Origin of the sequence: Actinospineispora spinosispora DSM 44797 (assembly GCF_000429025.1) — a bacterium.
Taxonomy (GTDB): Bacteria; Actinomycetota; Actinomycetes; order Mycobacteriales; family Pseudonocardiaceae; genus Pseudonocardia; species Pseudonocardia spinosispora.
Window position 1 is genome coordinate 125,741 of record NZ_KE386836.1, and the last position, 24,296, is coordinate 150,036.

Annotated in this window: 23 protein-coding genes; 16 read left to right on the forward strand and 7 right to left on the reverse strand. The window is 69.0% G+C overall.

Going from position 1 to position 24,296, the window contains the following annotated elements; translation table 11 throughout:
• Positions 1–9 precede the first annotated feature (9 nt).
• Entirely contained in the window at positions 10–657 is a 648-nt protein-coding gene (locus G406_RS0137610) for a TetR/AcrR family transcriptional regulator (RefSeq protein WP_037080691.1), read from the reverse strand.
• Positions 658–739: 82 nt separating this feature from the next.
• Here G406_RS0137610 and G406_RS0137615 point away from each other — a divergent pair, with 82 nt between their 5' ends.
• From G406_RS0137615 to G406_RS0137635, 5 genes are all read left to right on the forward strand, one after another.
• Positions 740–2,212 carry a carotenoid oxygenase family protein gene (locus G406_RS0137615; RefSeq protein WP_028937848.1) on the forward strand — a complete coding sequence of 491 codons (1,473 nt, stop codon included), beginning with the start codon at positions 740–742 and terminating at the stop codon, positions 2,210–2,212.
• A gap of 150 nt (positions 2,213–2,362) precedes the next feature.
• Positions 2,363–3,109 carry a 3-oxoacyl-ACP reductase FabG gene (gene fabG / locus G406_RS0137620; protein WP_245607359.1) on the forward strand — a complete coding sequence of 249 codons (747 nt, stop codon included), beginning with the start codon at positions 2,363–2,365 and terminating at the stop codon, positions 3,107–3,109.
• A gap of 26 nt (positions 3,110–3,135) precedes the next feature.
• Positions 3,136–3,588: a MaoC family dehydratase gene (locus tag G406_RS0137625; protein WP_028937850.1), complete on the forward strand. Its 453-nt coding sequence runs from the start codon at positions 3,136–3,138 to the stop codon at positions 3,586–3,588.
• Between the two features lie 16 nt (positions 3,589–3,604).
• Positions 3,605–4,819 (forward strand): acetyl-CoA C-acetyltransferase, encoded by a 1,215-nt coding sequence (locus tag G406_RS0137630; RefSeq protein ID WP_028937851.1) that lies wholly within the window; start codon positions 3,605–3,607, stop codon positions 4,817–4,819.
• 79 nt (positions 4,820–4,898) lie between these two features.
• Complete coding sequence (locus tag G406_RS0137635) at positions 4,899–5,153, forward strand: hypothetical protein (protein WP_028937852.1); 255 nt, start codon at positions 4,899–4,901, stop codon at positions 5,151–5,153.
• Between the two features lie 53 nt (positions 5,154–5,206).
• Here G406_RS0137635 and G406_RS0137640 read toward each other — a convergent pair whose 3' ends face one another.
• Positions 5,207–5,998 carry an enoyl-CoA hydratase/isomerase family protein gene (locus tag G406_RS0137640; protein ID WP_028937853.1) on the reverse strand — a complete coding sequence of 264 codons (792 nt, stop codon included), beginning with the start codon at positions 5,996–5,998 and terminating at the stop codon, positions 5,207–5,209.
• A gap of 59 nt (positions 5,999–6,057) precedes the next feature.
• On the opposite strand from G406_RS0137640, the gene G406_RS0137645 reads away from it, so the two are divergent.
• Together G406_RS0137645 and G406_RS0137650 are read left to right on the forward strand one after the other, a co-directional pair.
• A complete protein-coding gene (locus G406_RS0137645; RefSeq protein ID WP_028937854.1) occupies positions 6,058–6,438 on the forward strand; it encodes a VOC family protein in 381 nt (126 codons plus the stop codon).
• Positions 6,439–6,460: 22 nt separating this feature from the next.
• Positions 6,461–7,315 (forward strand): crotonase/enoyl-CoA hydratase family protein, encoded by an 855-nt coding sequence (locus G406_RS0137650; protein ID WP_028937855.1) that lies wholly within the window; start codon positions 6,461–6,463, stop codon positions 7,313–7,315.
• Between the two features lie 164 nt (positions 7,316–7,479).
• Here G406_RS0137650 and G406_RS0137655 read toward each other — a convergent pair whose 3' ends face one another.
• Positions 7,480–8,673, reverse strand: a complete 1,194-nt coding sequence (locus G406_RS0137655; protein ID WP_211241384.1) for an FAD-dependent monooxygenase — start codon at positions 8,671–8,673, stop codon at positions 7,480–7,482.
• A gap of 67 nt (positions 8,674–8,740) precedes the next feature.
• Positions 8,741–9,889 carry an acyl-CoA dehydrogenase family protein gene (locus G406_RS0137660; RefSeq protein WP_028937857.1) on the reverse strand — a complete coding sequence of 383 codons (1,149 nt, stop codon included), beginning with the start codon at positions 9,887–9,889 and terminating at the stop codon, positions 8,741–8,743.
• Between the two features lie 129 nt (positions 9,890–10,018).
• Here G406_RS0137660 and G406_RS0137665 point away from each other — a divergent pair, with 129 nt between their 5' ends.
• Positions 10,019–10,495 carry a MarR family winged helix-turn-helix transcriptional regulator gene (locus G406_RS0137665; protein WP_051343265.1) on the forward strand — a complete coding sequence of 159 codons (477 nt, stop codon included), beginning with the start codon at positions 10,019–10,021 and terminating at the stop codon, positions 10,493–10,495.
• Positions 10,495–12,243 (forward strand): MDR family MFS transporter, encoded by a 1,749-nt coding sequence (locus tag G406_RS52305; protein WP_064743151.1) that lies wholly within the window; start codon positions 10,495–10,497, stop codon positions 12,241–12,243. The genes G406_RS0137665 and G406_RS52305 overlap by 1 nt, the downstream gene beginning before the upstream one ends.
• A 51-nt stretch (positions 12,244–12,294) precedes the next feature.
• Here the strand turns inward: G406_RS52305 and G406_RS0137675 are convergent, their stop codons facing one another.
• Both G406_RS0137675 and G406_RS52310 read right to left on the reverse strand, forming a co-directional pair.
• Positions 12,295–13,476, reverse strand: a complete 1,182-nt coding sequence (locus G406_RS0137675) for an aminotransferase class V-fold PLP-dependent enzyme (RefSeq protein WP_028937859.1) — start codon at positions 13,474–13,476, stop codon at positions 12,295–12,297.
• A 15-nt stretch (positions 13,477–13,491) separates the two neighbouring features.
• The gene (locus G406_RS52310) at positions 13,492–14,031 is read right to left on the reverse strand and encodes an inorganic diphosphatase (RefSeq protein WP_051343218.1); all 540 of its coding nucleotides are present in this window, start codon (positions 14,029–14,031) and stop codon (positions 13,492–13,494) included.
• 86 nt (positions 14,032–14,117) lie between these two features.
• Here G406_RS52310 and dacB point away from each other — a divergent pair, with 86 nt between their 5' ends.
• From dacB to hpt, 6 genes are all read left to right on the forward strand, one after another.
• On the forward strand, positions 14,118–15,620 hold the full coding sequence (dacB, locus tag G406_RS0137685; RefSeq protein WP_084216676.1) for a D-alanyl-D-alanine carboxypeptidase/D-alanyl-D-alanine endopeptidase: 1,503 nt from the start codon (positions 14,118–14,120) through the stop codon (positions 15,618–15,620).
• A gap of 156 nt (positions 15,621–15,776) precedes the next feature.
• Complete coding sequence (locus G406_RS0137690; protein WP_211241385.1) at positions 15,777–16,694, forward strand: SPFH domain-containing protein; 918 nt, start codon at positions 15,777–15,779, stop codon at positions 16,692–16,694.
• A 3-nt stretch (positions 16,695–16,697) separates the two neighbouring features.
• Positions 16,698–17,027 (forward strand): hypothetical protein, encoded by a 330-nt coding sequence (locus G406_RS0137695; protein ID WP_028937862.1) that lies wholly within the window; start codon positions 16,698–16,700, stop codon positions 17,025–17,027.
• A 63-nt stretch (positions 17,028–17,090) separates the two neighbouring features.
• On the forward strand, positions 17,091–18,143 hold the full coding sequence (locus G406_RS0137700; protein WP_245607373.1) for a zinc-dependent metalloprotease: 1,053 nt from the start codon (positions 17,091–17,093) through the stop codon (positions 18,141–18,143).
• Positions 18,144–18,222: 79 nt separating this feature from the next.
• Positions 18,223–19,221: a tRNA lysidine(34) synthetase TilS gene (tilS, locus tag G406_RS52315; RefSeq protein WP_037080694.1), complete on the forward strand. Its 999-nt coding sequence runs from the start codon at positions 18,223–18,225 to the stop codon at positions 19,219–19,221.
• 14 nt (positions 19,222–19,235) lie between these two features.
• Entirely contained in the window at positions 19,236–19,799 is a 564-nt protein-coding gene (gene hpt / locus G406_RS0137710) for a hypoxanthine phosphoribosyltransferase (protein WP_028937864.1), read from the forward strand.
• A 59-nt stretch (positions 19,800–19,858) separates the two neighbouring features.
• Here the strand turns inward: hpt and G406_RS0137715 are convergent, their stop codons facing one another.
• Positions 19,859–20,734, reverse strand: a complete 876-nt coding sequence (locus tag G406_RS0137715; protein WP_064743152.1) for a hypothetical protein — start codon at positions 20,732–20,734, stop codon at positions 19,859–19,861.
• A 1,055-nt stretch (positions 20,735–21,789) separates the two neighbouring features.
• On the opposite strand from G406_RS0137715, the gene ftsH reads away from it, so the two are divergent.
• The gene (gene ftsH, locus G406_RS0137720; RefSeq protein ID WP_028937866.1) at positions 21,790–24,288 is read left to right on the forward strand and encodes an ATP-dependent zinc metalloprotease FtsH; all 2,499 of its coding nucleotides are present in this window, start codon (positions 21,790–21,792) and stop codon (positions 24,286–24,288) included.
• The last annotated feature ends 8 nt before the right edge of the window (positions 24,289–24,296 follow it).

Consider the following 24,296-nt stretch of genomic DNA (forward strand, 5'->3'; position numbering starts at 1 on the left):
CCCGAGGCGTCACTCGGCGGGCCCCTGGGTCTTGGCCAGTGACTCTTCGATACGGGCCGGCTGATCGCCCAGACTCACGAGCAGGCTTCGGCTCAGGGGGATCAGGACCTGTTCGAGGCTGTCGTCGAGCGCCGACAGATGACCGGCCAGCTCCAGGGCGACGTAGCCGTGCAGCAGGGTGGTCATCTGCGCGGTCACGGCGACCGGGTCGGTCGGCCGGATGCGGCCGAGGTCGATCGCGCGCTGGACCTTCGCGTGCATGAGCGCGTAGTTCTGGTCGGCCCCGGCGGGTGTCGGATCCGTCGCCTGCGAGCGGCCGAACATCAGCTCGTACAGGTTCGGCCTGGCCAGCGCGGCCTCTCGGTACGCCATGGCGAGCTGGTAGAGATCGATGATCGGGTCGTCGGTGGTCGGCACCGTGAGCAGCCGCTCGTACAGCTGCCGGAACCCCTCCTCGCGGACGGCCGCGAGCAGCTGCGGCATCCCGCCGAAGTGGTGGTACACCGCCATCGTGGTGCCGCCGACCTCGCGCGCGATCCGGCGTGCCTGCACCGAGGGCAGGCCTTCGTCGACGAGCAGCTGCGTCGCGGCCTGAATCAGCCGGTCCCGCATGCTCGCGCCGTCCGAGGGCGAGCGAGTGCTTGCGGCCTCTGACATAACTCGGTTATCCTCTTTCTCGGACGACATAACCTCGTTATGTCGTCCGGGTTCGACGCCGCGCCCCAACTCGGAGGACAGCATGTCCAACCTGTTCCTGACCGGCAACTTCGCCCCCGCGACGCGCGAGGAGACGATCACCACGCTGTCCGTCACCGGCCGGATTCCGGACCATCTGGACGGTCGCTACCTGCGGATCGGGCCCAACCCGGTCATGGAGGTCGATCCGGACACCTACAACTGGTTCAGCCTCTACGGCGACGGCATGGTCCATGGTGTGCGGCTGCGTGACGGCAAGGCCGAGTGGTACCGGAATCGGTGGGTGCGGACGCCCGACGTGGCGAGGGCGCTCGGTGAGCGTCCGAGCAGGCCGAACCATCGGGCCGGCAATCACATGATCGCGGCCAACACGAACGTCATCGGCCACGCGGGCCGGACGCTGGCGCTGATCGAGGGTGGAACGGCCGGCTACGAGCTGGGCGAGGAGCTGGAGACGCTCGGCGAGTGCGACTTCGACGGCACGCTGACCGGCGGATACACCGGTCACCCCAAACGGGACCCGGTCACCGGCGAGCTGCACGCGGTGTCCTACCGCAACCTCGGCCGCGACGTCGCGCAGTACTCGGTGATCGGCGTCGACGGCCGGGTGCGCGGAACGGTCGACTTCGACGTGCCCGGCAAGCCGGTGCTGCACGACATCGCGCTGACCGAGAACTATGTGCTGTTCTTCGACGTGCCCCTGGTGTTCGACCGGCCTGCCGCGGTGAGCATGGTCGTGCCGGACTGGATGCCCAGGTCGGCCCAGCTGGTGCTGTCCTCGCTGCTGGGCAAGGTGTCGATGCCGGAGAGCGTCGCCGGCCGGCTGATGTCGCGGGACCGGGTGGGTGCCACGAACGACTATCCGTTCACCTGGGACGCGAGCCACCCGTCGAGGATCGGCGTGCTTCCGCGCGACGGGGTGGACGCGGGAGTCCGCTGGTTCGACATCGAACCCTGCTATGTCTTCCACACCCTGAACGCCTACGAGGAGAACGGCTCGATCGTGTGCGACGCGGTCCGCCTCCAGGGCTACGACGGCGACGCGAAGTACGACATCCGGGATGCGTTCGACTCGGCGAGCCCCACGCTGCATCGCTGGGTCGTCGACCTCGCCTCGGGCAAGGTGCGGGAGTCCGGCATCGACGACCAGGTCCAGGAGTTCCCCGGGGTCGACCCTCGGCTGCTCGGGCGTCGGCATCGCTACGGCTACACGACCGCCGGCACGGTGAACCTGGACCCGACCCGGGAGCAGGACGCCATCCTGCGCCACGACATGGAACAGAACAGGACCACGACGCACTCGCTGCCGAGACACCACCGGGCCGGCGAGTTCTCCTTCGTTCCCACCAGCGTCGACGGCGCCGAGAACGATGGCGTGCTGATGGGTTTCGTCTACGACGAGACCACCGGCCTGAGCAACCTGACCCTCCTGGATGCGGCGACGATGGAGCCGATGGCAACGGTCCGTCTGCCGGCAAGGGTCCCCTTCGGCTTCCACGGCAACTGGGTGAGCTGAGGAGCGCGCACAGAGCGAGTACGCGCCGCACAGAGGCCCCAGCCTCTGTGCGGCGTAGACAACCTCTGTGTGAGCCGCAAGGGCATCGGTCAACTTGAATACAAAGTGAGTTGAATTCAACATTGGGGCGCGTCGCACGGAGTCTCGTGGTTGGCTAGCAGCATGGGACTGCTGGACGGCAAGGTCGCCGTGATCACGGGTGCGGCGCAGGGGATCGGGCTGGAGATCGCGCGGGCGTACGTGGCACAGGGTGCCACCGTCGTGCTCGGTGACGTGAACGTCGAGGCCGCCGAGAAGTCGGCAGCCGACCTCGGCGGGCGCGCACTGGGCGTCCGGTGCGACGTCACCTCGGAGGACGAGGTGAACGCGCTGGTCACGCGCGCGGTCGACGAGTACGGCACGGTCGACGTGATGGTCAACAACGCCGGCATCACGCGCGACTCGACGATGCGCAAGATGACCCTGGAGGACTTCCGGCTGGTGCTCGACGTCCATGTCACCGGCTCCTGGCTCGGCACGAAGGCCGCGGGTGCGGTCATGCGCGAGCGCAAGAGCGGGTCGATCGTGAACATCTCGTCGATCTCCGGCAAGGTCGGCAACATCGGCCAGACCAACTACAGCTCCGCGAAGGCCGCCATGGTCGGTCTGACCAAGGCCTCCGCGAAGGAGCTCGCCTACCTGGGCGTCCGGGTCAACGCGATCCAGCCCGGACTGATCCGCACCGCGATGACCGAGGCCATGCGCCAGGACGTATGGGACTCGAAGCTCGCGGAAATCCCGATGGCCCGTGCCGGTGAGCCCGCCGAGGTGGCCAACGTGGCATTGTTCCTGGCCAGCGACCTGTCCAGCTACATGACCGGCACCGTGCTCGAGGTGACCGGCGGCCGCTACATGTGAAGTACGACCAATCGGGAGGCGCAAGGATGCGGGTTTTCTCAGGGATCGACGACCTCAAGTCGGCTGTCGGGCAGCACACCGGCACGAGTGACTGGGTCACCATCGAACAGAAGCAGATCGACACCTTCGCCGACGCCACCGGTGATCACCAGTGGATCCACGTCAACGCGGAGAAGGCCGAGTCCGGCCCGTTCGGCAAGACCATCGCGCACGGCTTCCTCACCTTGTCGCTGTTGCCGGTGTTCGGCGCGGCGACCTACCAGGTCGAGGGCATCAAGATGGGCATCAACTACGGCCTGAACAAGGTGCGGTTCACCTCGCCGGTGCCGGTGGGCAGCCGGGTGCGCGGCAGTTTCGAGCTGCTCGACGTGGCCGAGGTGACCGGTGGAGTCCAGGTGACCAACAAGGTCACCGTCGAGATCGAGGGCAGCGACCGGCCCGCGTGTGTGGCCGAGTCGCTGCTGCGCTACTACCTCTAGAAGGAGCGGAAGCCCGATGCGGGATGCGGTCATTTGTGAGCCGTTGCGGACGCCGGTCGGCGGGTTCGGCGGCACATTGCGGGACGTGCCGGCTCACCAGTTGGCCGTCACGGTGGTCTGTGAGCTGATGTCCCGCACCGGGCTGTCCGGTGACGCGGTCGACGACGTGATCATGGGTAACTGCTACCCGACCATGGACGCGCCCGCGTTCGGTCGGGTCGTGGCTCTGGACGCGGGGCTGCCGATCACCGCGACCGGGCTGCAGCTGGACCGTCGTTGCGGTTCCGGGCTGCAGTCCGTGCTGTTCGCGGCGATGCAGGTGCAGACCGGTGCGTCGGACCTGGTGCTGGCGGGCGGCGCGGAGTCGATGAGCAACGCGCCGTTCTACTCGACGTCGATGCGCTGGGGCGTGAAGGGCGTGCCGAGCGTCGAGCTGCACGACGCGCTGGCTCGCGGCCGGGTGACCGCCGGCGGGGTGAACTTCCCGGTGCCCGGCGGCATGCTGGAGACGGCCGAGAACCTGCGCCGCGAGTACAGCATCCCGCGCGAGGAGCAGGACGAGTTCTCGTTGAGCAGCCACCAGAAGGCGGCGGCCGCCGCCTCGTCCGGCCGGTTCGCCGAGGAGATCGTGCCGGTCACGGTCTCCGGTCGGCGCGGCGACACGGTTGTTGAGTCCGACGAGCACATCCGGCCGGACTCGTCGATGGAGTCGCTGGCGAAGCTGCGGCCCATCCTGGGTAAGGGCGACCCGGAGGCGACCGTCACCGCGGGTAACGCGTCCGGGCAGAACGACGGTGCCGCGCTGTGCATCGTGACGCACCCGGACCGGGCCGAGGAGCTGGGTCTTCGCCCGCTGGCGCGGCTGGTGTCCTGGTCGGTGGCTGGTGTCGAGCCCAAGACGATGGGCATCGGACCGGTGCCCGCCGTGGCGAAGGCCCTCGGGCGGGCCTCGCTGACGCTTGCCGACATGGACCTGATCGAGCTGAACGAGGCGTTCGCCGCGCAGGTCCTGGCCTGCACCCGGGAGTGGGGCATCGAGCCGCTGAAGGACGAGCGGTTCAACGTCAACGGCTCGGGCATCTCACTCGGCCATCCGGTCGGCGCGACCGGCTGCAGGATCCTGACCACGATGGTGCGCGAGATGGCCCGCCGCGAGGCGCGCTACGGCCTGGAGACCATGTGCATCGGAGGCGGTCAGGGCCTGGCAGCGGTCATCGAACGGGTTTCCTGATACTAAACGTGATCTGTAACACTGGCTCCCCTTAAGGCGACACTAAATGTGAACGCCGTCGGGGAGAGGACTGTCTGTCATGGCTCGGGAAACCAACGAACTGCTCAGTCGCCGGGATATGGCGCTGCTCAATGCGGTGGCCGACCGTCGATGCGAGATCGTCTATGGCGCCAAGCCGCTGTTGTTCATGGATGGCAGGGCGTTCCCGGATCGGGAGGCCGCGCGCCGGTTGATCCGGGCCGGGCTGGTCGCCCAGCCGGGCATCGGCACGGGCCGTTGGCCGGCCCGCCTGACTGACACCGGCAGGATCCAGCTGTCCCGCGCAACCGACTGACCCCGTGAGTGGCGAGTGGTCTCCTGGGACCACTCGCCACTCACGGCTTGTGATCAGGCAAAACGGGGGGCGCGCTTCTCGCGGTGGGCGGCTACGCCCTCGCGGACGTCGGGGAGCCCGAAGCCGTAGAACTCCATGGCGAGCGAGGCGTCGAACGTCGGGCCCATCTGCCGGTACCAGTTGTTGAGCGTGTTCTTCGTCCAACGGGTCGCGGTGACCGAACCCGCCGCGAGGCGCTGCGCCACGGCCAGCGAACGGTCGGCCAGCTCGTCGTCGTCGACACACAACGAGACCAGACCGATCCGTTCCGCCTCCTCGCCGCTGAGTGCCTCGCAGGTGAGCAGGTAGTACTTGGCCTTCGCCATGCCGCACAGCAGCGGCCAGCAGATCGCCGCGTGATCACCCGCCGCGACACCCAGCCGGGTGTGCCCGTCGACGATCTTCGCGCGGCGCCCGGCGATCGACACGTCCGCGAGCAGTGCGACGACCAGCCCGGCGCCGACCGCGGGCCCGTTGATCGCCGAGACGATCGGGGTGTCACAGTTGACCAGGTTGTGCACCAGGTCCTTGGCCTCCTGGAACACTCGCGTACGGACCGCCGGGTCCTCGGTCATCTCGGTGATCATGTCGAACGAGCCGCCTGCCGAGAACGCCTTGCCCTCGCCGCGCACCAGCACCGCGCGCACGCTCTCGTCGCGGTGGATGACCGGCCAGACATCGGCGAGGTCGGCGTGCATCGCGGCGGACACGGCGTTCAGGTTCGGCCCGTCCAGCAGCAGCTCGAGGATGCCTTCGGCCGGACGGCTGAACTTCAGGCTGGGAAACGCTGCGTAGCGGTCGGTCATCTGGTGAACCTCGCAAATTTCGATCGATTGTGGTTTGGGTCACGCGCTACCGTCGAAGCATGGCGGTACAGCTGAACCACACAATCGTCGCCAGTCGGGACAAGGCGCGCTCGGCGAACGACCTGGCCGACCTGCTCGGGCTACCCGCGCCGAGCGAGTTCGGCCCGTTCCACGTGCTCGAGGTCGAGAACGGGGTGAGCCTGGACTTCATGGCCGCCGACGAGATCAACCCGCAGCACTATGCGTTCCTGGTGTCCGAGGACGAGTTCGACGCGATCTTCGGCCGCATCCGGGAGCGCGGGCTCGACTTCTGGGCCGAGCCGACCGGCACCGGCAAGGGCGAGATCAACACCAGGGACGGCGGCCGGGGCCTGTACTGGGAGAGCCCCGACGGGCACTACCTGGAGATCCTCACCCGGCCGTACGGCAGCGGAGGCTGAGCACTCGAAGTACGGTGCGAACGTGACCTACTCCGTGATCGAGACCGAGCGGCACGACTCGGTGCTGCTGGTGCGGCTGAACAGGCCGGACCGGCTCAACGCGTACAACCAGACGATGTGCGACGAGCTGATCCGGCTCTACGACGAGGCGGACGCGGACAACGATGTCCGGGTCGTCGTGGTGACCGGCAACGGGCGCGCGTTCTGCGCGGGCGCCGACCTGGAGAAGGCCGGCGCCACCTTCCAGCGCGACGACAGCGACGAGCCGCACCGCGACTCCGGAGGTGTGCTCAACCTGCGCACCTACGAGTTCAGCAAGCCGGTCATCGCCGCGATCAACGGCCCCGCGGTCGGGGTCGGCGCGACCATGACGCTGCCGATGGACGTCCGGATCGCCGCCGACACCGCGAAGATGGGCTTTGTGTTCGCCCGCCGCGGCATCGTCGCGGACGGCTGCGCCAGCTGGTTCCTGCCGCGCGTCGTCGGCATCTCCAAGGCCCTGGAATGGACACTGTCCGGCCGGGTGTTCGGCGCGGCCGAGGCACTGGAGGCCGGCCTGGTGCGCAGCCTGCACCCGGTGGAGGAGGTGCTGCCCGCCGCGATGGAGCTGGCGAAGGAGATCGCGGAGAACACCTCGGCGATCTCGGTGACGTTCAACCGCCAGCTCATGTGGCGCATGCTCGGCGCCGACCACCCGATGGCGGCGCACGAGGTCGAGTCGCGTGCGCTCGGTTTCGTCGGCGGCACGGCGGATGCGCGCGAGGGCGTCGAGTCGTTCCTGGAGAAGCGTCCGGCGAAATACCCCGGCCGGGCGCCCGCCGATCTGCCGGACTTCTACCCGTGGTGGCCGGACCGCCCGTTCACGCCGCTGCCCTGAGCACGCGTGCCCTGACATGCATCGAGGCCCCGCCCGGAGAGGTAGCCGGACGGGGCCTCGATACGTTCCCGAACTGACGCGCCGCTCCCACCACGAAGCGACATGAATTAAGTTAGCCTATCCTTACTTTGAGCGCAACCCCTCGGTCCGCCCGGGGCTCATGGTCAGCTCGATGAGGTGATCAGCGTTGCGTAGTCGGGCAGCTCGACGCCGTTGACCGCGCGCTCGATCAGCTCGGTGAGCGCCTCCATGTCGGGCTCCGGGCGCGGCTCGGCGTCCGGACCGGCGGCGTCGCGCAGATGCACGTGCATTCGGCCGATCTCCTGGTTCGCCTCGACGAACGAACGCATCCGCCGCTCGTAGCCCGCGAACCCGGCCTCCGGGTCCCAGTCAGCCGCGGCCAGCTCGCCGGCCAGCAGATAGGCGCCGACCAGGGCCAGCCCGGTGCCCTGCCCGGACATCGGCGACGAGCTGAACGCCGAGTCCCCGAGTAGTACCACCCGCCCGCTGGACCAGCGGTCCATCACCACCTGGGCGACCTGGTCGAGGTAGAAGTCGGGGGTGTCGTCCAGGTGGGCGAGGATGCGCGGGGTCAGCCAGCCCAGTCCGGCCATCCGCTCGCGCAGCAGACTTTTCTGAGCGGAGACGTCGCGGTGATCGACGTCGAAGTCGGGCGCGGGAAAGGAGAACATCGCCATCGCCCGGGTGGCGTCACGCAGCGGCCGCAGCCCCGAGGAGCGCCCGGACCCCTGGTCCTGGTAGTCGATCATCCACCGGTCCACCTCGAACTCGTTGGGCACGGTGTAGAAGGCCAGCGCGAGCCCGAGATGGCGGACGAACCGCTCGCGCGGCCCGAAGACCATCGACCTCAGCCCCGAATGCAACCCGTCAGCACCAACCACCAGGTCGAAGCGACGCCGGCCGCCGCTGGCGAAGGTCACGTCGACCTCGTCCGCGTCCTGGCTGAGCTCCGCGATCCGGTCGTCGAAGACGTACTCGACGCCGTCCCGGGTGTTGTCGTAGAGCACCTGGGACAGGTCCCCGCGCAGGATCTCGATGTCCGCGATGTAGCCGTCGCCGCCGTCGTCGTCCGCGCGGAAGGTCTCCAGCACGTTCCCCGCGACGTCCACGGTGTACGCGCCGGCGGTGTCCGTGCGGGCGGCACGCACCGCCGGGTCCAGCCCCATCCGCCGGATGGCCTCCTTGGCCACACCGCGCGCATCCACCGCCTGCCCACCGGGGCGTAGGCCGGGAGCCCGCTCCACCACCGTCACCTCGGCGCCCCACCTGCGCAGCCAATGGGCCGCCGAGGGCCCCGCGATGCTCGCTCCCGCCACCAACACCCTGGGTCCGCTCACCGGTTGCTCCCTGTTCGTCCGATCCGTGTCGACGATAAGGACTCGGGCGCGGTCAGGAACTCATCGGTCACAGCCGGCCGAGGACCCCTCGGGCGATGATGACCTGCTGGATCTGGCTGGTGCCCTCGTAGATGCGGAACAGGCGGGCGTCGCGGTAGAAGCGCTCGACCGGCACGCCGCGCATGTATCCGGCGCCACCGTGCACCTGGACCGCGCGGTCCGCGACCCGTCCGACCATCTCGCTGGCGAAGTACTTCGCCGAGGACGGGCCGACCGAGGTGTCGGTGCCCGCGTCGAACGCGGCAGCCGCCGCGAGTACCAGTGCGTGACCGGCGCGGTAATCGGTGACCGAGTCCGCGATCAGACCCTGGATCAGCTGGAACGTGCCGATCGGGTGGCCGCCCTGCTCACGGGTCCGCGCGAACGACACCGACTCGTCGACCAGTCGCTCCGCCATGCCGACACACAGCGCGGCGATGTGCACGCGGCCGTGCGCGAGGCAGCGCATCGCGGTGATGAACCCCTTGTCCACGCCGTCCTCGCCGCCGATCAGGGCGGGCCCGTCGACGCGCACGTCGTCCAGGTGTACGTCGGCCGTCCACGCGCCGAACTGGCCCATCTTGTGGTCTTTCGGCCCGACCGAGACGCCGGCGGCGGAGCGCGGCACGAGGAACGCGGAGATGCCCCGGTTGGCGGGTACGTCCGGGTTCGTCCGCGCGAACACCATGAACACGTCGGCGAGCGGGGCGTTCGTGATGTAGCGCTTCGAGCCGTTGAGGACCCATTCGTCGCCGTCGCGGCGCGCGGTCGTGGCGAGGCCGGACGGGTCGGAGCCCGCGTCGGCCTCGGTCAGCGCGAACGACGCGGTGACCTCACCACTGGCCAGCTTCGGCAGCCACTCGTTCTTCTGCTCCTCGGTGCCGCCCTCGATCAGCACGTGCCCGGCGATGCCGTTGTTCGTGCCGAACATGGAACGCAGCGCGGGTGTGGTGTAGCCGAGCTCGAAGACCAGCCGGACCTCCTGCGACAGCGGAAGCCCCAGGCCGCCGTATTCCTCGGGGATGGCGAAGCCGTACAGGCCCATCGCCTTGCACGCGTCGCGCAGTGAGTCCGGGATCGCGTCCTTCTCGTCGATCTCGGTCTCCAGTGGGACCACTCGCTCGCGGATGAACTCACGCACCGAGGCCAACACGTCCGAGAAATCCGACTCCTCCATGCCGGTCACCCTACGGGCGGGTAGCGGGCCGCACCGCGCGGCCGGAATAAATCAGCCGGGTAGATGCTTGTAACGAGCAAGTGGTTGCATGCGACAAATAGCATGAATTCGGCGACGGGAGGTGCGACCATGCACGCAGGAGAGGTGACCGACCATGATCGACAGCTGGACCTGCTGAGTTTCGAGCTGTTCCGACTGACCAGGCTGTTCGAGCGGGCGCACGCCAGGAAGACGGCGCAGCAGACCGATGGTCTGGAGCGCGCGGCGTATCTGCTGCTCGTGAAGCTGGTGAAGGACGGCCCGCAGCGGCTCAGCGCGCTGGCCGACGCCGTGTTCTCGGACGTCTCCACCGCGAGCCGCCAGGTTGCTCAGCTGGTCAACCTCGGGCTGGTGGAACGCCGCGCCGACCCGACGGACGGGAGGGCAAGTCTGCTCGCCGCGACCGACGTCGGCATCGACAAGATCGAGACGCGGCGGCGCGCCCGTAACAAGGAGTACGCCGAGATGCTCGGCGACTGGTCGGAGGAGGACCGGAGCCAGCTGCGCGAGCTGCTGGGCCGGTTCAACAACGAGTTCGAAACGCATTATCTAGGAGGTTCCGCATAGTGACCGCGCCCCTGGCTGCCGAGCCGGGCCAGCAACCGCTGTTCACCCACCGGCAGATTCTCACGATCTTCGCCGGACTGATGGCGGGGATGTTCCTCGCCGCGTTGGACCAGACCATCGTGGCCACCTCGATCCGGACGATCGCGGACGACCTCAACGGGTTGAGCCTGCAGGCCTGGGTCACCACCGCGTACCTGATCACCGCGACGCTGACCACACCGCTGTACGGGAAGTTGTCCGACATCTACGGGCGCAAACCGCTGTTCCTGTTCGCCATCACGGTGTTCGTGCTGGGCTCGATCGCCTGCACGTTCTCCGGGTCGATGTACCAGCTGGCCGGGTTCCGGGCGCTGCAGGGCATCGGCGCCGGTGGGCTGTTCTCACTCGCGTTGACGATCGTCAGCGACATCGTTCCGCCGCGTGAGCGGGCCGCCTACCAGGGCTACTTCGTCGCGGTGTTCGGCACGGCGAGCGTGCTCGGCCCGCTGGCGGGCGGTTTCCTCGCCGGGCAGAGCTCGTTGCTGGGGATCACCGGCTGGCGTTGGGTGTTCCTGGTCAACGTGCCGATCGGCATCGTCGCGCTGTTCGTCGTGGCGAAGGTGCTGAACCTGCCGCACCAGCCCCGCGAGGCGCGGGTCGACTGGCCGGGTGCGGCCGCGCTGAGCGTCGGCCTGGTTCCGTTGCTGCTGGTCGCCGAGCAGGGCCGCGCCTGGGGCTGGAGCTCCGTCGCGTCGCTGACCTGCTACGGGATCACGGTGGTGGGCCTTGCGCTGTTCCTGTACGTCGAGCACCGCTACGGCGACGACGCGCTGCTGCCGCTGCGGTTCTTCCGGCACCGGGTGTTCGGGCTGGCCACGGCCGCGTCGCTGATCGTCGGCATGGGCATGTTCGGCGGGATGGCGTCGCTGCCGCTCTACCTGCAGATCGTGAAGGGTGCATCGCCGACCGAGGCCGGGCTGCTGACCCTGCCGCTGATGGCCGGCGTCATGTCGATGTCGATCTACTCCGGGCGGGCGATCCGGCGCACCGGCAACGTCAGGGTGTGGCCGATCCGGGGAATCTCGCTGATGATCGCCGGTCTGGCGCTCATGACGCTGGTCGGGGTGGACACGCCGTTCTGGCAGACCGCCTGCGCCATGCTGGTGTTCGGCTGGGGTCTCGGCTCGATCATGCAGCCGCTGATCATGGTCGTGCAGAACTCGATGCCGGCGCGCGACATGGGTGTCGCGACGGCGTCGGCGACGTTCTTCCGGCAGATGGGCGGAACGCTCGGCACTGCGGTGTTCCTGTCGATCCTGTTCAGCACGGTGCAGGGCAAGGTCGCCTCGGCGTTCCAGACGGCGCTGCCGACACCGGCGCTCCAGGGTGCGCTCACCGATCCGTCGGTGCTGGCGAACCCGGCCGACCAGGCCGTGGTGCGGGCGGTGTCCGGCGGGGGCGTGGTCTCGCTGGACGACACGTCGTTCCTGTCGCACATCGACGCGCGGCTGGCCCGGCCGTTCCTGGAGGGCTTCTCCGCGTCGATGACGCTGGTGTTCGTGGTCGCCGCCGTGGTCATGGTCATCGCGCTGGTGCTGGTCAGCTTCATCCCGCCGATCGTGCTGCGGGACAAGTCCGGCCTGGAGACCCAGCGCGCGGAGGCCGAGGCAGCGGCGGTTCCGGTGGCCATCCCGGAGCAGGCTGTCGCGGTGTCGACCCGCGAGGCGTGGACACCGAACCAGCCCCGCGACACCGAACACGCAGGTTAGGCCTTGTGAGTGTTGAGTGTGGCTATAGCCATACTCAACACTCACGAGCTGTCAGGGGTGGCGGAGGTCGGCGACTGCTCGTACGGCGGCGTCGAGCTGGTCGTCGGAGACGAAGTAGTGCGGTGACATCCGGACGACCGCGTCCAGGCCCCGGCCGGTCATGTCGAGCAGGGTGGAGGTGGCCCGGCTCGCCGAGGTGCGGACGCCACGTGCGGCAAGACCTTCCACGGCGTCACCGGCTGGCACGTCCCGCACGGTGAACGACACGATGCCGCCGCGCTGGCGGCCCAGGTCGGTGAGCGTCACACCGTCCAGCTCGGCCAGTCCGGTGCGCAGCCGCGCGGCCTTGGCCGACACGGTCGCGGCGACCGCGTCCATGCCCAGATCGAGCAGGTAGTCGACGGCGGTCTTGAGCCCGAGCCGACCGGCGATGTCGGCCTCCCACAGCTCGAACCGCCGCGCGTCCGGTGCCAGCCGGTAGCTGTCGCGGCCGGTCCACTCGGCGGAGTGCAGGTCGATCATGGCGGGCTCCAGCTCGCCGATCAGGCCGGGCCGGACGTACAGGAAACCCGTGCCGCGCGGCCCACGCAGCCACTTGCGCCCGGTCGCGGTCACCGCGTCGACGTCCAGCGCGGTGACGTCAAGGGACAGCTGACCGACCGACTGGCAGGCGTCCAGCAGCACCAGTCCGCCGACGCCGTGCACCAGCTCGACGACCTCGCGCACCGGGTTGATCAGCCCGCCGTTGGTGGGCACGTGCACCAGCGAGACGAGCCGCACCCGCTCGTCGAGCATGTCCGCGAGTGCCTCGACGTCCAGCTGACCGGACGAGTCGGACGGCACGACCTCGACGCTCGCGCCGACCCGGCGCGCCTGGGCCAGGATCGCCACCGCGTTGCTCGCGTACTCGACCTGCGCGACCAGGATGCGGTCCCGAGCCCGCAGCGGCACCGAGTAGAAGAACTGCGCCCAGGCCCGGGTGGCACTGTCCTGCAGCGCGATCGTCTCCGGTCCGGACGCGTTCAGCAGCCGCGCGATGGAACGACGCAGACCCGCGAGATCCTCGGCACACTCGGCGGCGGCCCGATAGCCGCCGACCTCGGCCTCCCGGCGCAGGTGCCCGATCACGGTGTCGAGCACCTGCCTCGGCGGCAGCGAAGAGCCCGCGCTGTCCAGGAAGGCCTGGTCAAGGCAGCCAGGAGTGTCCGCCCTGACCCGAGCTTCGTTGATCACGCGGCCGCCGATCGCTCAGTGTCCTTCTGCGGCCGGAGCGTGGCCCGAGGTGATCGGACCGGTCTCGTCGACGCCGGCCTCCTTGGCGCGCTCCCAGGAGGCGTGGATCTCACGCTCGGCGTCGGCCCTGCCGACCCAACGCGCACCCTCGACGCTCTTACCGGGCTCCAGCGCCTTGTAGACGTGGAAGAAGTGCTCGATTTCCTGCTTGTCGAACTCAGCCAGGTGGTGAATGTCACGCAGGTGCTCCTGGCGTGGGTCGCCACTGGGGACGCACAGGACCTTGTCGTCGCCGCCCTTCTCGTCGCGCATGCGGAACATGCCGATCGCGCGGGCCCGGATCAGGCACCCGGGGAAGGTCGGTTCCTGGACCAGCACGAGGCAGTCCAGCGGGTCGCCGTCCTCGCCGAGGCTGTGGTCGATGAACCCGTAGTCGGCCGGGTACTGCGTGGCGGTGAACAGCGTCCTATCCAGCTTGAGCCGCCCGGTCTTGTGGTCCACCTCGTACTTGTTACGGCACCCCTTGGGGATCTCGATGGTGACGTCGAAGTCCACGTGACTCGCTGGTCCTTTCACCGGGTTCTCGTTCTACGGATTACTCCGGAGCGGGCCCCGGAGCTACCCCACTAGTGTGAGGCACTGTGCCCCCGACCAAACCACCGACCGCCGAGCAGGGCCATGCGGACTCGTCCGCTACGGACTTCAGCGCGGTAGACGGCGAGCCAGCGGAGTCCCCGGCCCGGCCAGGGTTGGGTGCTCGGCTGCGGCGCTTGGTGCGGTTGCGGGACCGGACCTGGAAGTCCTGGACGGCGTTCGCCGTCGTCGTGCTGCTGGTGCTGGGCGCGGCGGGAGTGCTGGCCGGCACGACCCTGTTCGCGCGTTCGGAGCCGGCGTTCGACGCGGTACCGCCGAAGATCGCGCTCGGCCCGCTGTCCTTCGACGCGCCGATCCCGACCGAGTCGGGGGTGAGCGCCGAGCTGGAGAAGCCGGCCGGTGTGCCGCAGCTGGGCAAGCTGACCGGCGAGGTGTTCGACGCGAACACCGGGCAGCGGCTGTGGTCGCGGGACCCGGACAAGCCGATGGCACCCGGTTCGACCAACAAGATCCTGACCATGGCCGCGGTGCTGCTGACCATGGACCCGGGCAGCCACCTGACGACGAAGGTCGTGGCCGGACCGTCCCCGGACTCGGTCGTGCTGGTCGGCGGTGGCGATCCCTCGCTGTCCAGCCTGCCCAACGGTTCGGAGTCGGTCTACACGGGTGCCGCGAAGCTGGCCAACCTCGCCGAGATGGTCAAGGTCGCGCACCCGGGGCCGATCCGCTCGGTGCTCGTCGACACCAGCCTGTTCGCCGGTGAGGGCATGGCCCCCGGGTGGGACAAGGTCGACATCCAGGACGGCAACTTCACCCCGATCGGCTCGCTGATCCTCGACGGTGGCCGCAGCAAGCCCGCCGAGCGCGACCCTCCCCGGACGGCCACCCCGGCCACCGACGCCGGTAAGAAGCTGGCCGAGCTGCTCGGTGCGGACACCACGACGATCGCCCAGACGACCGCCGCCCCGAACGCCGCCGAGCTGGGCAGGGTCACCTCACCGTCGATCTCCGACCTGGTCGAGAACACCCTGCGGATCTCCGACAACGTGCTGGCCGAGGCGCTGGCCAGGCACGTGGCGATCGCCAAGGGCGACGAGCCGTCGTTCGCCGGCGCCGCGAAGGCCGTGCAGGACGTGCTGTCCGCCGAAGGCTTCACCGTCACCGGCGCCGAGCTCGTCGACGGTAGCGGTCTGTCCACGGAGGACAAGATCCCGGCGAGCCTGCTCGGCCAGGTCATGCGCGCGGCGGCGGGCCCCGACTCGGACCCGAGGGCGGCACGGTTGCGTCCGCTGCTGGCCGGGCTGCCGGTCGCGGGTGGCGACGGGACGCTGCAGACCCGGTTCGACGACGACGCCTCGTCCGAGGGCAAGGGCTGGGTCCGGGCGAAGACCGGCACGCTGACCGGCGTCAGCGCGCTGGCCGGCACGGTGGTCGACGACGACGGCCGACTGCTGACCTTCGCGTTCATGTCGGGCGGCACCTCACCGGCGGACTCCCGACCCAGGCTGGATGCGCTCGCCTCGGTCCTGCGCGGGTGCGGGTGCCGGTAGCCGAGGTGACGGGTTCGGGGCTGTTGACGCCGCTGAGGTGTGGATTTCGGTAACGAATCGTCGGTCCCCGGTGCTAGACAGTCATCACTAGTCGAAGGGGGCGGCTCTATGGGGTCCGGAGCCAGAACAGGTGCGACTTTCGTCGCGGTCATTGCCGTGGTCAGCTTGCTGATCGTGGCGTACGGCTGGATGACCGGCTACACCAAGACCGATGGCGGCGAGATCGCCGTAGTGCGTAACGGTGGATTCTTCGACGACAACAGCATTCGTGACGTGATCGACCCCAGCTCGGGGCTGGTCTACATCGGATTGTGGTCGAACGTCCACAAATACCCGGCGCAGCAGCGGTTCTTCACACTGACCTCGAACCAGGGGGCGGGCGGCAGGCTCGGCGTCGACGTGATCTCGGTGCCGTCCAAGGACGGCGTGCAGATGGGTATCGAGGGCACCTTCTACTTCCGCCTCACCCGCAACCACACCACGCTGCGTGCCTTCGACGACGGCTACGGCACCAGACAGTTCCTCGGGCAGGACAACGAGATGCTCTACGCCTACGACGGTGAGCAGGGCTGGGCGAACTTCCTCGATCAGATAGTCCGGCCGGTCATCGAGAACGCGCTGCGCCAACAGATGGGCAACGTCCGCTGCGCTGACCTGGTGTCCTCCTGCGCGTTGGTACAGAACCAGGGCGGTGTCCCGGTGGACCCGAACGCGCCGTCGAACTCGGCGAACATCGCCAAGGTGCAGGACGAGGTCAACCGACAGTTCCTCGACGATCTGAAGTCCACCCTGGGTGGGGCGTTCTTCGAGGACGTGCGGTTCAACCTGTCCCGGGTGACGCTGCCGCCGTCGGTGCAGGAGGCGGTGGACAAGGCGCAGTCGGCATTCGCGGCGGTGTCGGAGTCCCAGGCGCGCATCCAGCAGGCGCTGGCCGATGCGCAGGCCAACCGGAACCGGCAGGAGGGCTACAACGCCTGCCCTGCCTGTGCGCAGATCGACATCATCAGGTCGTTGCCGCAGGGTGTGACGGTGTACGCGCCCGGGGCGAACACCGCGGTTCCGCTGGGGAGGTGAGCTGTGCGGCTCGTCGCGATCGTTGTTGTGCTCGCGGTACTGGTGCTGCTCGGGATGCTGCTGGTCGGCCGGTTGCGCCGACAGGGAGAGCAGCACCGGCGCCAGGTCGAGCTGGCCGCCTCCTGGCAGGACCGGGTAGTCACGAGCAAGGGCGTCACCTCGGTCAAGATCCTGCGCGTCAGCGTCGTGAGCGGGCAGGAGAGCGTGCTCGACGAGGTGGTGATGGCCCAGGTTCCGGCGAACGACCCGGACTGGGCGGAGAAGGTGCGTACCGCTCGGGCCACAGCCGTCGAGCGGGCCTTCGAGCTGAACGTCGAGTCCGGGACGAGCTGACAGATACTGCCGGTGGGGCGGAGGTTGCGTACCGTGGCGAAGGTGTCCTCTGAACCGTTGATCGTGCCGTCCGAGCCCGCCGACCAGGACATCCAGCGTGGCCTGCCGGTCGACTGGGCGCTCGCCGCCCGGACGGCGAGCAAGCTCATGGCGCCGGGGCCGACGGTGAGCCGTGCCGAAGCGCAACGCACCGTGGAGCTGCTGCGCAACGACGCGGCGACGGCTGAGGGGCACGTCCGGGATCTGACCGGTCTCGGCGCGGGCCTGCCGTTGTTGCCCGCCGATGTCGTGGACCGGCCGAGCTGGGCGGTGGCCGCGACCTCCGGGATGGCCGTGCTGACCAGCGGCGCCCGGCTGCCCGCCGTGCCGAACCTGGCGCGGCGGTTCACCTCGGGCACCGCCGGCCTGCAGGCCGGCGCGGTGCTGGCCTACCTGGGCAGCCGGGTACTGGGCCAGTACGACCCGTTCGGCGGCGCCGACGGTCAGGGAAAGCTCCTGCTGGTCGCGCCGAACGTCGTGGCGGCGCAGCAGGTGCTGGACGTCTCGCTCGACGACTTCGCGATGTGGGTGTGCCTGCACGAGGCGACGCACCGGCTGCAGTTCACCGCCGTGCCGTGGCTGCGTGACTACTTCGCCGAGCAGGTCACCGACTTCCTGTCGGTCAACGAGCAGACCGCGGCCGGGATCCTGGAGCGGCTGCCCGACGCGATCTCCTCGATGCGCGGCAGCAAGGACGGGCTCGGTCTGATCGAGCTGCTGCAGGGACCGGAGCAGCGCCTCATGCTCGATCGGCTGCTGGCGCTGACCACGCTGCTGGAAGGCCACGCCGATCACGTGATGGACGCGGTCGGCCCGACCGTGGTGCCGTCGGTGTCCACCATCCGGGCTCGTTTCTCCGCGCGCCGCCGAGGGGGTGGCCTGCTGGACCGCATCCTGCGCGCGGTGCTGGGCGTCGAGGCGAAGGTCCGCCAGTACGCGGTCGGTTCGGCGTTCACCAACGCGGTGGTCTCCGAGGTCGGCATGGAGCGGTTCAACCAGGTCTGGACGTCGCCGGAGACCCTGCCGACGCGCGCCGAGCTCCCCGACGCGCCCGCCTGGATCCGTCGGGTCACCTGACAGACCCGTGAGTGGCGAGTGGTCCTATAGGACCACTCGCCACTCACGGGTTCTGGGTGGGCGAAGACGGGAGGACACGGTGGCTGGGCCGTCCGAGGAGGTCGCGCTGCTGCGCCTGGCGGTGCGCCGGGGGCTGGCCGGTGCCGGCGTGCCGCCCGGGACACCGCTGCTCGTGGCCTGTTCCGGTGGTGCGGATTCGATGGCACTGGCGGCAGCCGTCGCGGTGCTGCGGGACCGCTGGCCGGTGCACGCCGCCGTGGTCGACCACGGCCTGCAGGACGGCTCGGCCCGGCAGGCTGCCGAGACCGCCGAGCTGCTCACCGGCATGGGGCTGGTCGCCGAGGTCCACCAGGTCACGGTTGCCGGCGGCGGCGGGACCGAAGCGGCCGCCCGGCGCGCCCGGTATGCCGCGCTGCGTGCCGCCCGCCCGAGCGAGAACTCTCCGGTACTTCTCGGCCACACCCTCGACGACCAGGCCGAAACCGTGTTGCTCGGCCTCGGCCGGGGATCCGGTGCGCGGTCCATCGCCGGGATGCGCGGCTGGGACCCGCCCTGGCTGCGTCCGCTGCTCGCTGTCCGCCGCGCCACCACACGGGCTGTCTGCGTCCAGCTCGGCCTGCCGATCTGGGACGACCCGCACAACCTCGAACCGAGGTTCACCAGGGTCCGGCTGCGCACCGAGGTGCTGCCGCTGCTCGAAGACGTGCTGGCCGGAGGCGTCGCGGAGGCGCTGGCCAGGACGGCGGTGCAGCTGCGTGAGGACGGTGACGCGCTCGACGGCCTCGCGGCGGCCGCGTACCGCGACGCGCTCGTCGAAGGTGAGCTGGAAGTAAAGACGCTCGCCGATTATCCGGCCTCGGTGCGCCGTCGTGCCCTGCGTATCTGGTTGCTTGCGCAAGGGGTGTCCGACCTCACGGACGCTGCGCTACGCAGGGCCGACGATCTCATTGGAAACTGGCGGGGGCAGGGAGAGATAACCCTTCCGAGAGGTTGGGTCCTGTACCGCCGGCATGGCAGGCTCGTGCTCGGCAATCGGTTGGGTGGAGCAACGGTTCCGCCAAGAGTGAACGAAGCCTGAGGAGGCAGCCAGCCTTGTACGACGGAGACATCGCATCCGTCCTGGTCACCGAAGAACAAATCCGTGACAAGACCGTAGAGCTGGCAGATCAGGTGTCACGTGACTACGCGCAGCTCTGCCCCGGCAGCGGGCGAGCCAGCGACCTCGTGCTCGTCGGGGTGCTCAAGGGCGCGGTGATGTTCATGACCGACTTCGCCCGCGCGCTGTCGCTGCCCGCTCAGCTGGAGTTCATGGCGGTCAGCTCCTACGGGTCGGCGACCTCGTCCTCGGGTGTCGTGCGAATACTGAAGGACCTCGACCGCGACATCGCCGGGCGCCACGTGCTGATCGTCGAGGACATCATCGACTCGGGACGCACCCTGTCCTGGCTGCTGAAGAACCTGGAGGCACGCAATCCGGCGTCGCTGGAGGTGTGTGCGCTCCTGCGCAAGCCGGAAGCGGTGAAGGTCGACGTGAACGTGCGCTACACCGGGTTCGACATCCCGAACGAGTTCGTCGTCGGCTACGGCCTGGACTTCGCCGAGCGCTACCGGGACCTGCCGTTCATCGGCACCCTGGACCCCAGCGTCTACGCCTGACCGCACGCGAAAGGGCCCGGCTCCTGAACAGGAGCCGGGCCCTTTCGACTGTGCTCGTGCTACAGGGCGGGGAGCGCTCCGCCGTGGAAGGGCTCGGTGCCCTTCTGCAGCTCGATGTCGCCCAGGTCGCCGTTCTGGTTCGCGTAGTGCAGCGCCGACGCCAGGTCCGCCACACCGTTGGTACCCGGAGCCGGCTCCAGGTTCAGGGTGCTGAGCAGGCCGAACGCCTTGCCGGATGCATCCAGGAAGCCGCTGCCCGAGTCACCGGGGACACCCGGGGAGATGGTGGCGACGTCGTGCGAGCGGCCGTTGCCGCTGTTGCCGAGGACGATGCCTTCCTTCGGCGAGAGCGGCGCGATGCCGTGGCGCAGGCCGGAGTTCTGGAAGCTGTAGACCTTGGAGCCCGCCGCCAGCGTGCCCTCGTGCAGCCCGGTCGGACCGCCGAACGTGGGAACCGTCGGGTTGACCTTGCCCTCGTCCGCCGAGTCGATCTCGACCAGCGCGAAGTCGTTGAAGTCGCACAGGTCCTTGTTCTTCTCGCCCTTCTCCTGCATGGTCAGCCAGGAGTTGTAGACGAGGCGGCCGGGCTGGCTCGCGCCCTCAATTTTAATCTTGGTGCCCAGCGGGGCCGACTTCGACGTGCAGCCGTTGGTCTCGCTCGAGTTGCCGGTGCCGGTGCAGTGCGCCGCCTGGCCGATCAGAAGCTTGTCGCCCGCCGTGAAGATGAAGTTCGCGGTGCACTGACCCTGCGGGCTCTCCACCATCACACCCGGGTGGACCGGCGCGGACGCGGCCGGTGCGAACTCCGACCGGTCGTCGGCGTGTGCCGCGCCCGGCATGGTGACGGCGGCGGTTGTAGTAGCTCCGAGTACCAGGCCGGCGGCGGCCAGACAGCGGAGAACGCGACCGGAACGGATCGCGTGGCGGAAGGTCATGAGCACTCCTGGCGGCGAGCACGAACGGAAGCCCCGGGGGCTGAGCACGAACGTACCCGGGGTTGTCACATCTGTAACGAGGGACACTGTCTTTGGTTGCTGGCTTTCGCGCGCCATCGTTCCCGGAGGGCCCTCCGGGCCAACCGGGAACGATCCAGGCGGCTCGCCTGACGGCTCGCTGCCTGGGTTTTTTCCTCGCGGCCCCCCATACCCTTCGGGCATGGGGGCCCACTCGGAAAAATGTCGCCTTCGGCGACGCGCGCGCTTGGTGCCCCGGCCTGGGAGCCGCCACTCATGCACTACCCGCCTGCGGCGGAACCCCTCCGGGCGCCTTTGCGGGGCCAGCTATGCACCGTGCCTCGCCACATTCCCGGTGCGGGGTGAGAGGGCTGTAGTGGCGATGCGCATCCCACGACGAACACCTGCACTCACCAGGAGGGCCGTGCAGCCGCACCAGGACTGCCTGCGCATGTACAGGGTGTCTGTAAAGCCGGCTCCGCGAGTCTCCGAAGGAGTTCCGGCGAAGGCCGGGCAGTGAATGTCCGCAACCAACGTCGCCAACTCCGTTGGCGGCTCCCCAACCGGCCCCAAGCGCGCGCCCGGGCGAGTCCTCGAGCCTTTTTTTCTGGGAGTACCCCAGCGAGCGTTTACGCGAGCCGGGGTGGTCACAGAAAAATATCGCGCGCGAAACAGGCCCAAGCAATACAGCCTGCACCTCCACCCACCGCTAAAACCCCACAGCCCGCGCTACCCAACCCAACCACCCCCGCAGGCCCCTCGTACCCGATCTACCCATCCCAACCACCCCCGCGGGCCCAAAACTCGAGCTGACCCAACCCACCCACAGTCCCGGGAACTCAGGCGACCGGACCCACGTTATGGCTGATGACACGTATCCAGTGGACGGACCGGCATACGCTTGACAAGCTGGCCCGGTACGCTGGGTGCTCTCGGGTGTTCGCCGCCCGTTGCGACTGGTGCCGAACCCCTCGCGCGGACGGGCTTGGGCTCGGGCACGTACCAGGGAGGGTCGAGGCCCCGGAGGCCGCAACTGCATGGACCGCAAGCGTCTACTCCGTAACCCGCTGACTTGGATCTTGGCGGCGTTGCTGCTCTATGTCATCTTCAGCCAGTTCTTCGACCCGACCAGGGGTTACACCCAGGTGTCGACGTCGCAGGCGCTGGGTCAGGTGACGGGCGGCAACGCGGCTTCTGTGACGGTCGAGGACAAGGAGCAACAGCTCCGCATCGACCTGAAGAATCCGATCACGGCGAGCAACGGCAACAAAGACAACATCCAGACCAAGCAGATCCTCGCCCAGTACCCCGTCGGCAGCATGCCGCAGATCTTCACCACGCTGAAGGACACCAAGGGTCTGGACTTCAACACCGAGGTTCGCCAGGAGTCCTTCCTCACCCAGATGCTCTTCTACCTGATCCCGCTGGGTCTGGTGCTGGTGCTGCTGTTCTGGATGATGAACAGCGCCCAGGGTGGCGGCAACCGTGTGCTGTCCTTCGGCAAGTCGAAGGCCAAGCAGCTGTCCAAGGACATGCCGAAGACGACGTTCGCGGACGTCGCCGGCGCTGACGAGGCCGTCGAGGAACTGCACGAGATCAAGGACTTCCTGCAGAATCCCGGTCGCTACCAGGCGCTCGGCGCGAAGATCCCGAAGGGCGTTCTGCTCTACGGTCCGCCGGGTACCGGTAAGACGCTGCTGGCCCGTGCGGTCGCCGGTGAGGCGGGGGTCCCGTTCTACTCGATCTCCGGTTCGGACTTCGTCGAGATGTTCGTCGGTGTCGGTGCCTCTCGCGTGCGTGACCTGTTCGAGCAGGCCAAGCCGAACGCGCCCTGCATCATCTTCGTCGACGAGATCGACGCGGTCGGTCGCCAGCGTGGCGCCGGCCTCGGCGGTGGGCACGACGAGCGTGAGCAGACGCTGAACCAGCTGCTCGTCGAGATGGACGGGTTCGACGCGCGCGGCGGCATCATCCTGATCGCGGCGACCAACCGGCCGGACATCCTCGACCCGGCGCTGCTGCGCCCGGGCCGGTTCGACCGGCAGATTCCGGTGGGTGCACCCGACCTCGCTGGTCGGCGCGCGATCCTGAAGGTGCACGCGCAGGGCAAGCCGCTCGCGCCGGACGCCGACCTCGACTCGCTGGCCAAGCGCACCGTCGGGATGTCCGGCGCTGACCTGGCCAACGTGATCAACGAGGCCGCGCTGCTCACCGCCCGTGAGCACGGCACGCTGATCAACGCCGCGTCGCTGGAAGAGGCGGTCGACCGGGTGGTCGGCGGCCCGAGGCGCAAGAGCAAGATCATCTCGGAGCAGGAGCGCAAGCTCACCGCCTACCACGAGGGCGGTCACGCGCTCGCCGCGTGGGCGATGCCCGACCTGGAGCCGGTGTACAAGCTGACGATCCTGCCGCGCGGTCGTACCGGCGGGCACGCTCTGGTCGTGCCCGAGGACGACAAGGGCTTGATGACGCGTTCGGAGATGATCGGCCGCCTGGTGTTCGCGATGGGTGGCCGCTCGGCCGAGGAGCTGGTGTTCCACGAGCCGACCACCGGTGCGTCCAGCGACATCGACCAGGCGACGAAGATCGCCCGCGCGATGGTCACCGAGTACGGCATGAGCGCTCGTCTCGGTGCGGTGCGCTACGGCCAGGACCAGGGCGACCCGTTCCTGGGCCGCTCGATGGGTCATGCGCCGGACTACTCGCTCGAGGTCGCGCACGAGATCGACGAAGAGGTGCGCGCGCTGATCGAGGCCGCGCACACCGAGGCCTGGGAAATCCTGAACACCTACCGCGACGTCCTCGACGCGCTGGTGTTCGAGTTGCTGGAGGTGGAGACGCTCACCCGCAAGGACCTGGAGCGGATCTTCTCCACGGTCACCAAGCGGCCCCGGATCACCGCGTTCAACGACTTCGGCGGGCGTACCCCGTCGGACAAGCCGCCGATCCAGAGCCCGGCCGAGCGTGCCGCCGAGCGTGGTGAGCCGTGGCCGCCCGCGCGGGAGCAGGAGCGTGAGCCCGCTCCGGTCGGCAGCGTCGGTGGCGGCCACAAGGGTCTGCCCAGCCCGAACGGTGGGCACCCCGCGCCGAACCCGAACGGTGGTCCTCCGGGTCCGCCCAACGGTGCTCTGCCCCCGTACGGCCAGCCCGGCTACCCGCCGGCCGGTGGTGGCTACCCGCCGCCGAGCCACGGGCATCAGGGCAACTCGGGCGGTCGGGACAACAACCCCGATCGACCGGCCGCTGTGCCGCCGAACTACGGTGCACCGCCCGACTGGCGTCCGGCGATCCTGCCGCAGGGCCAGGAGTGGCCGCCGCCCAATGCCCACCCGAACGGTCCGCCCAACCAGCGCGGCGAGGGTCAGGACAGCTACAACGGGCGGCCCGCTCAGGGGTCCGGAGACGGCTCGTGGGGCGAGGACGGCAGTTGGCAGGGTCCGAGGGATCCTCAGGACGACGGTCCGAGGACCGATCCGGGAACACAGTCCGGCCGCGACGGAGGCTGGCCACAGCCCGGTCAGGACGGCGGGCGCTGAGCGCCCAA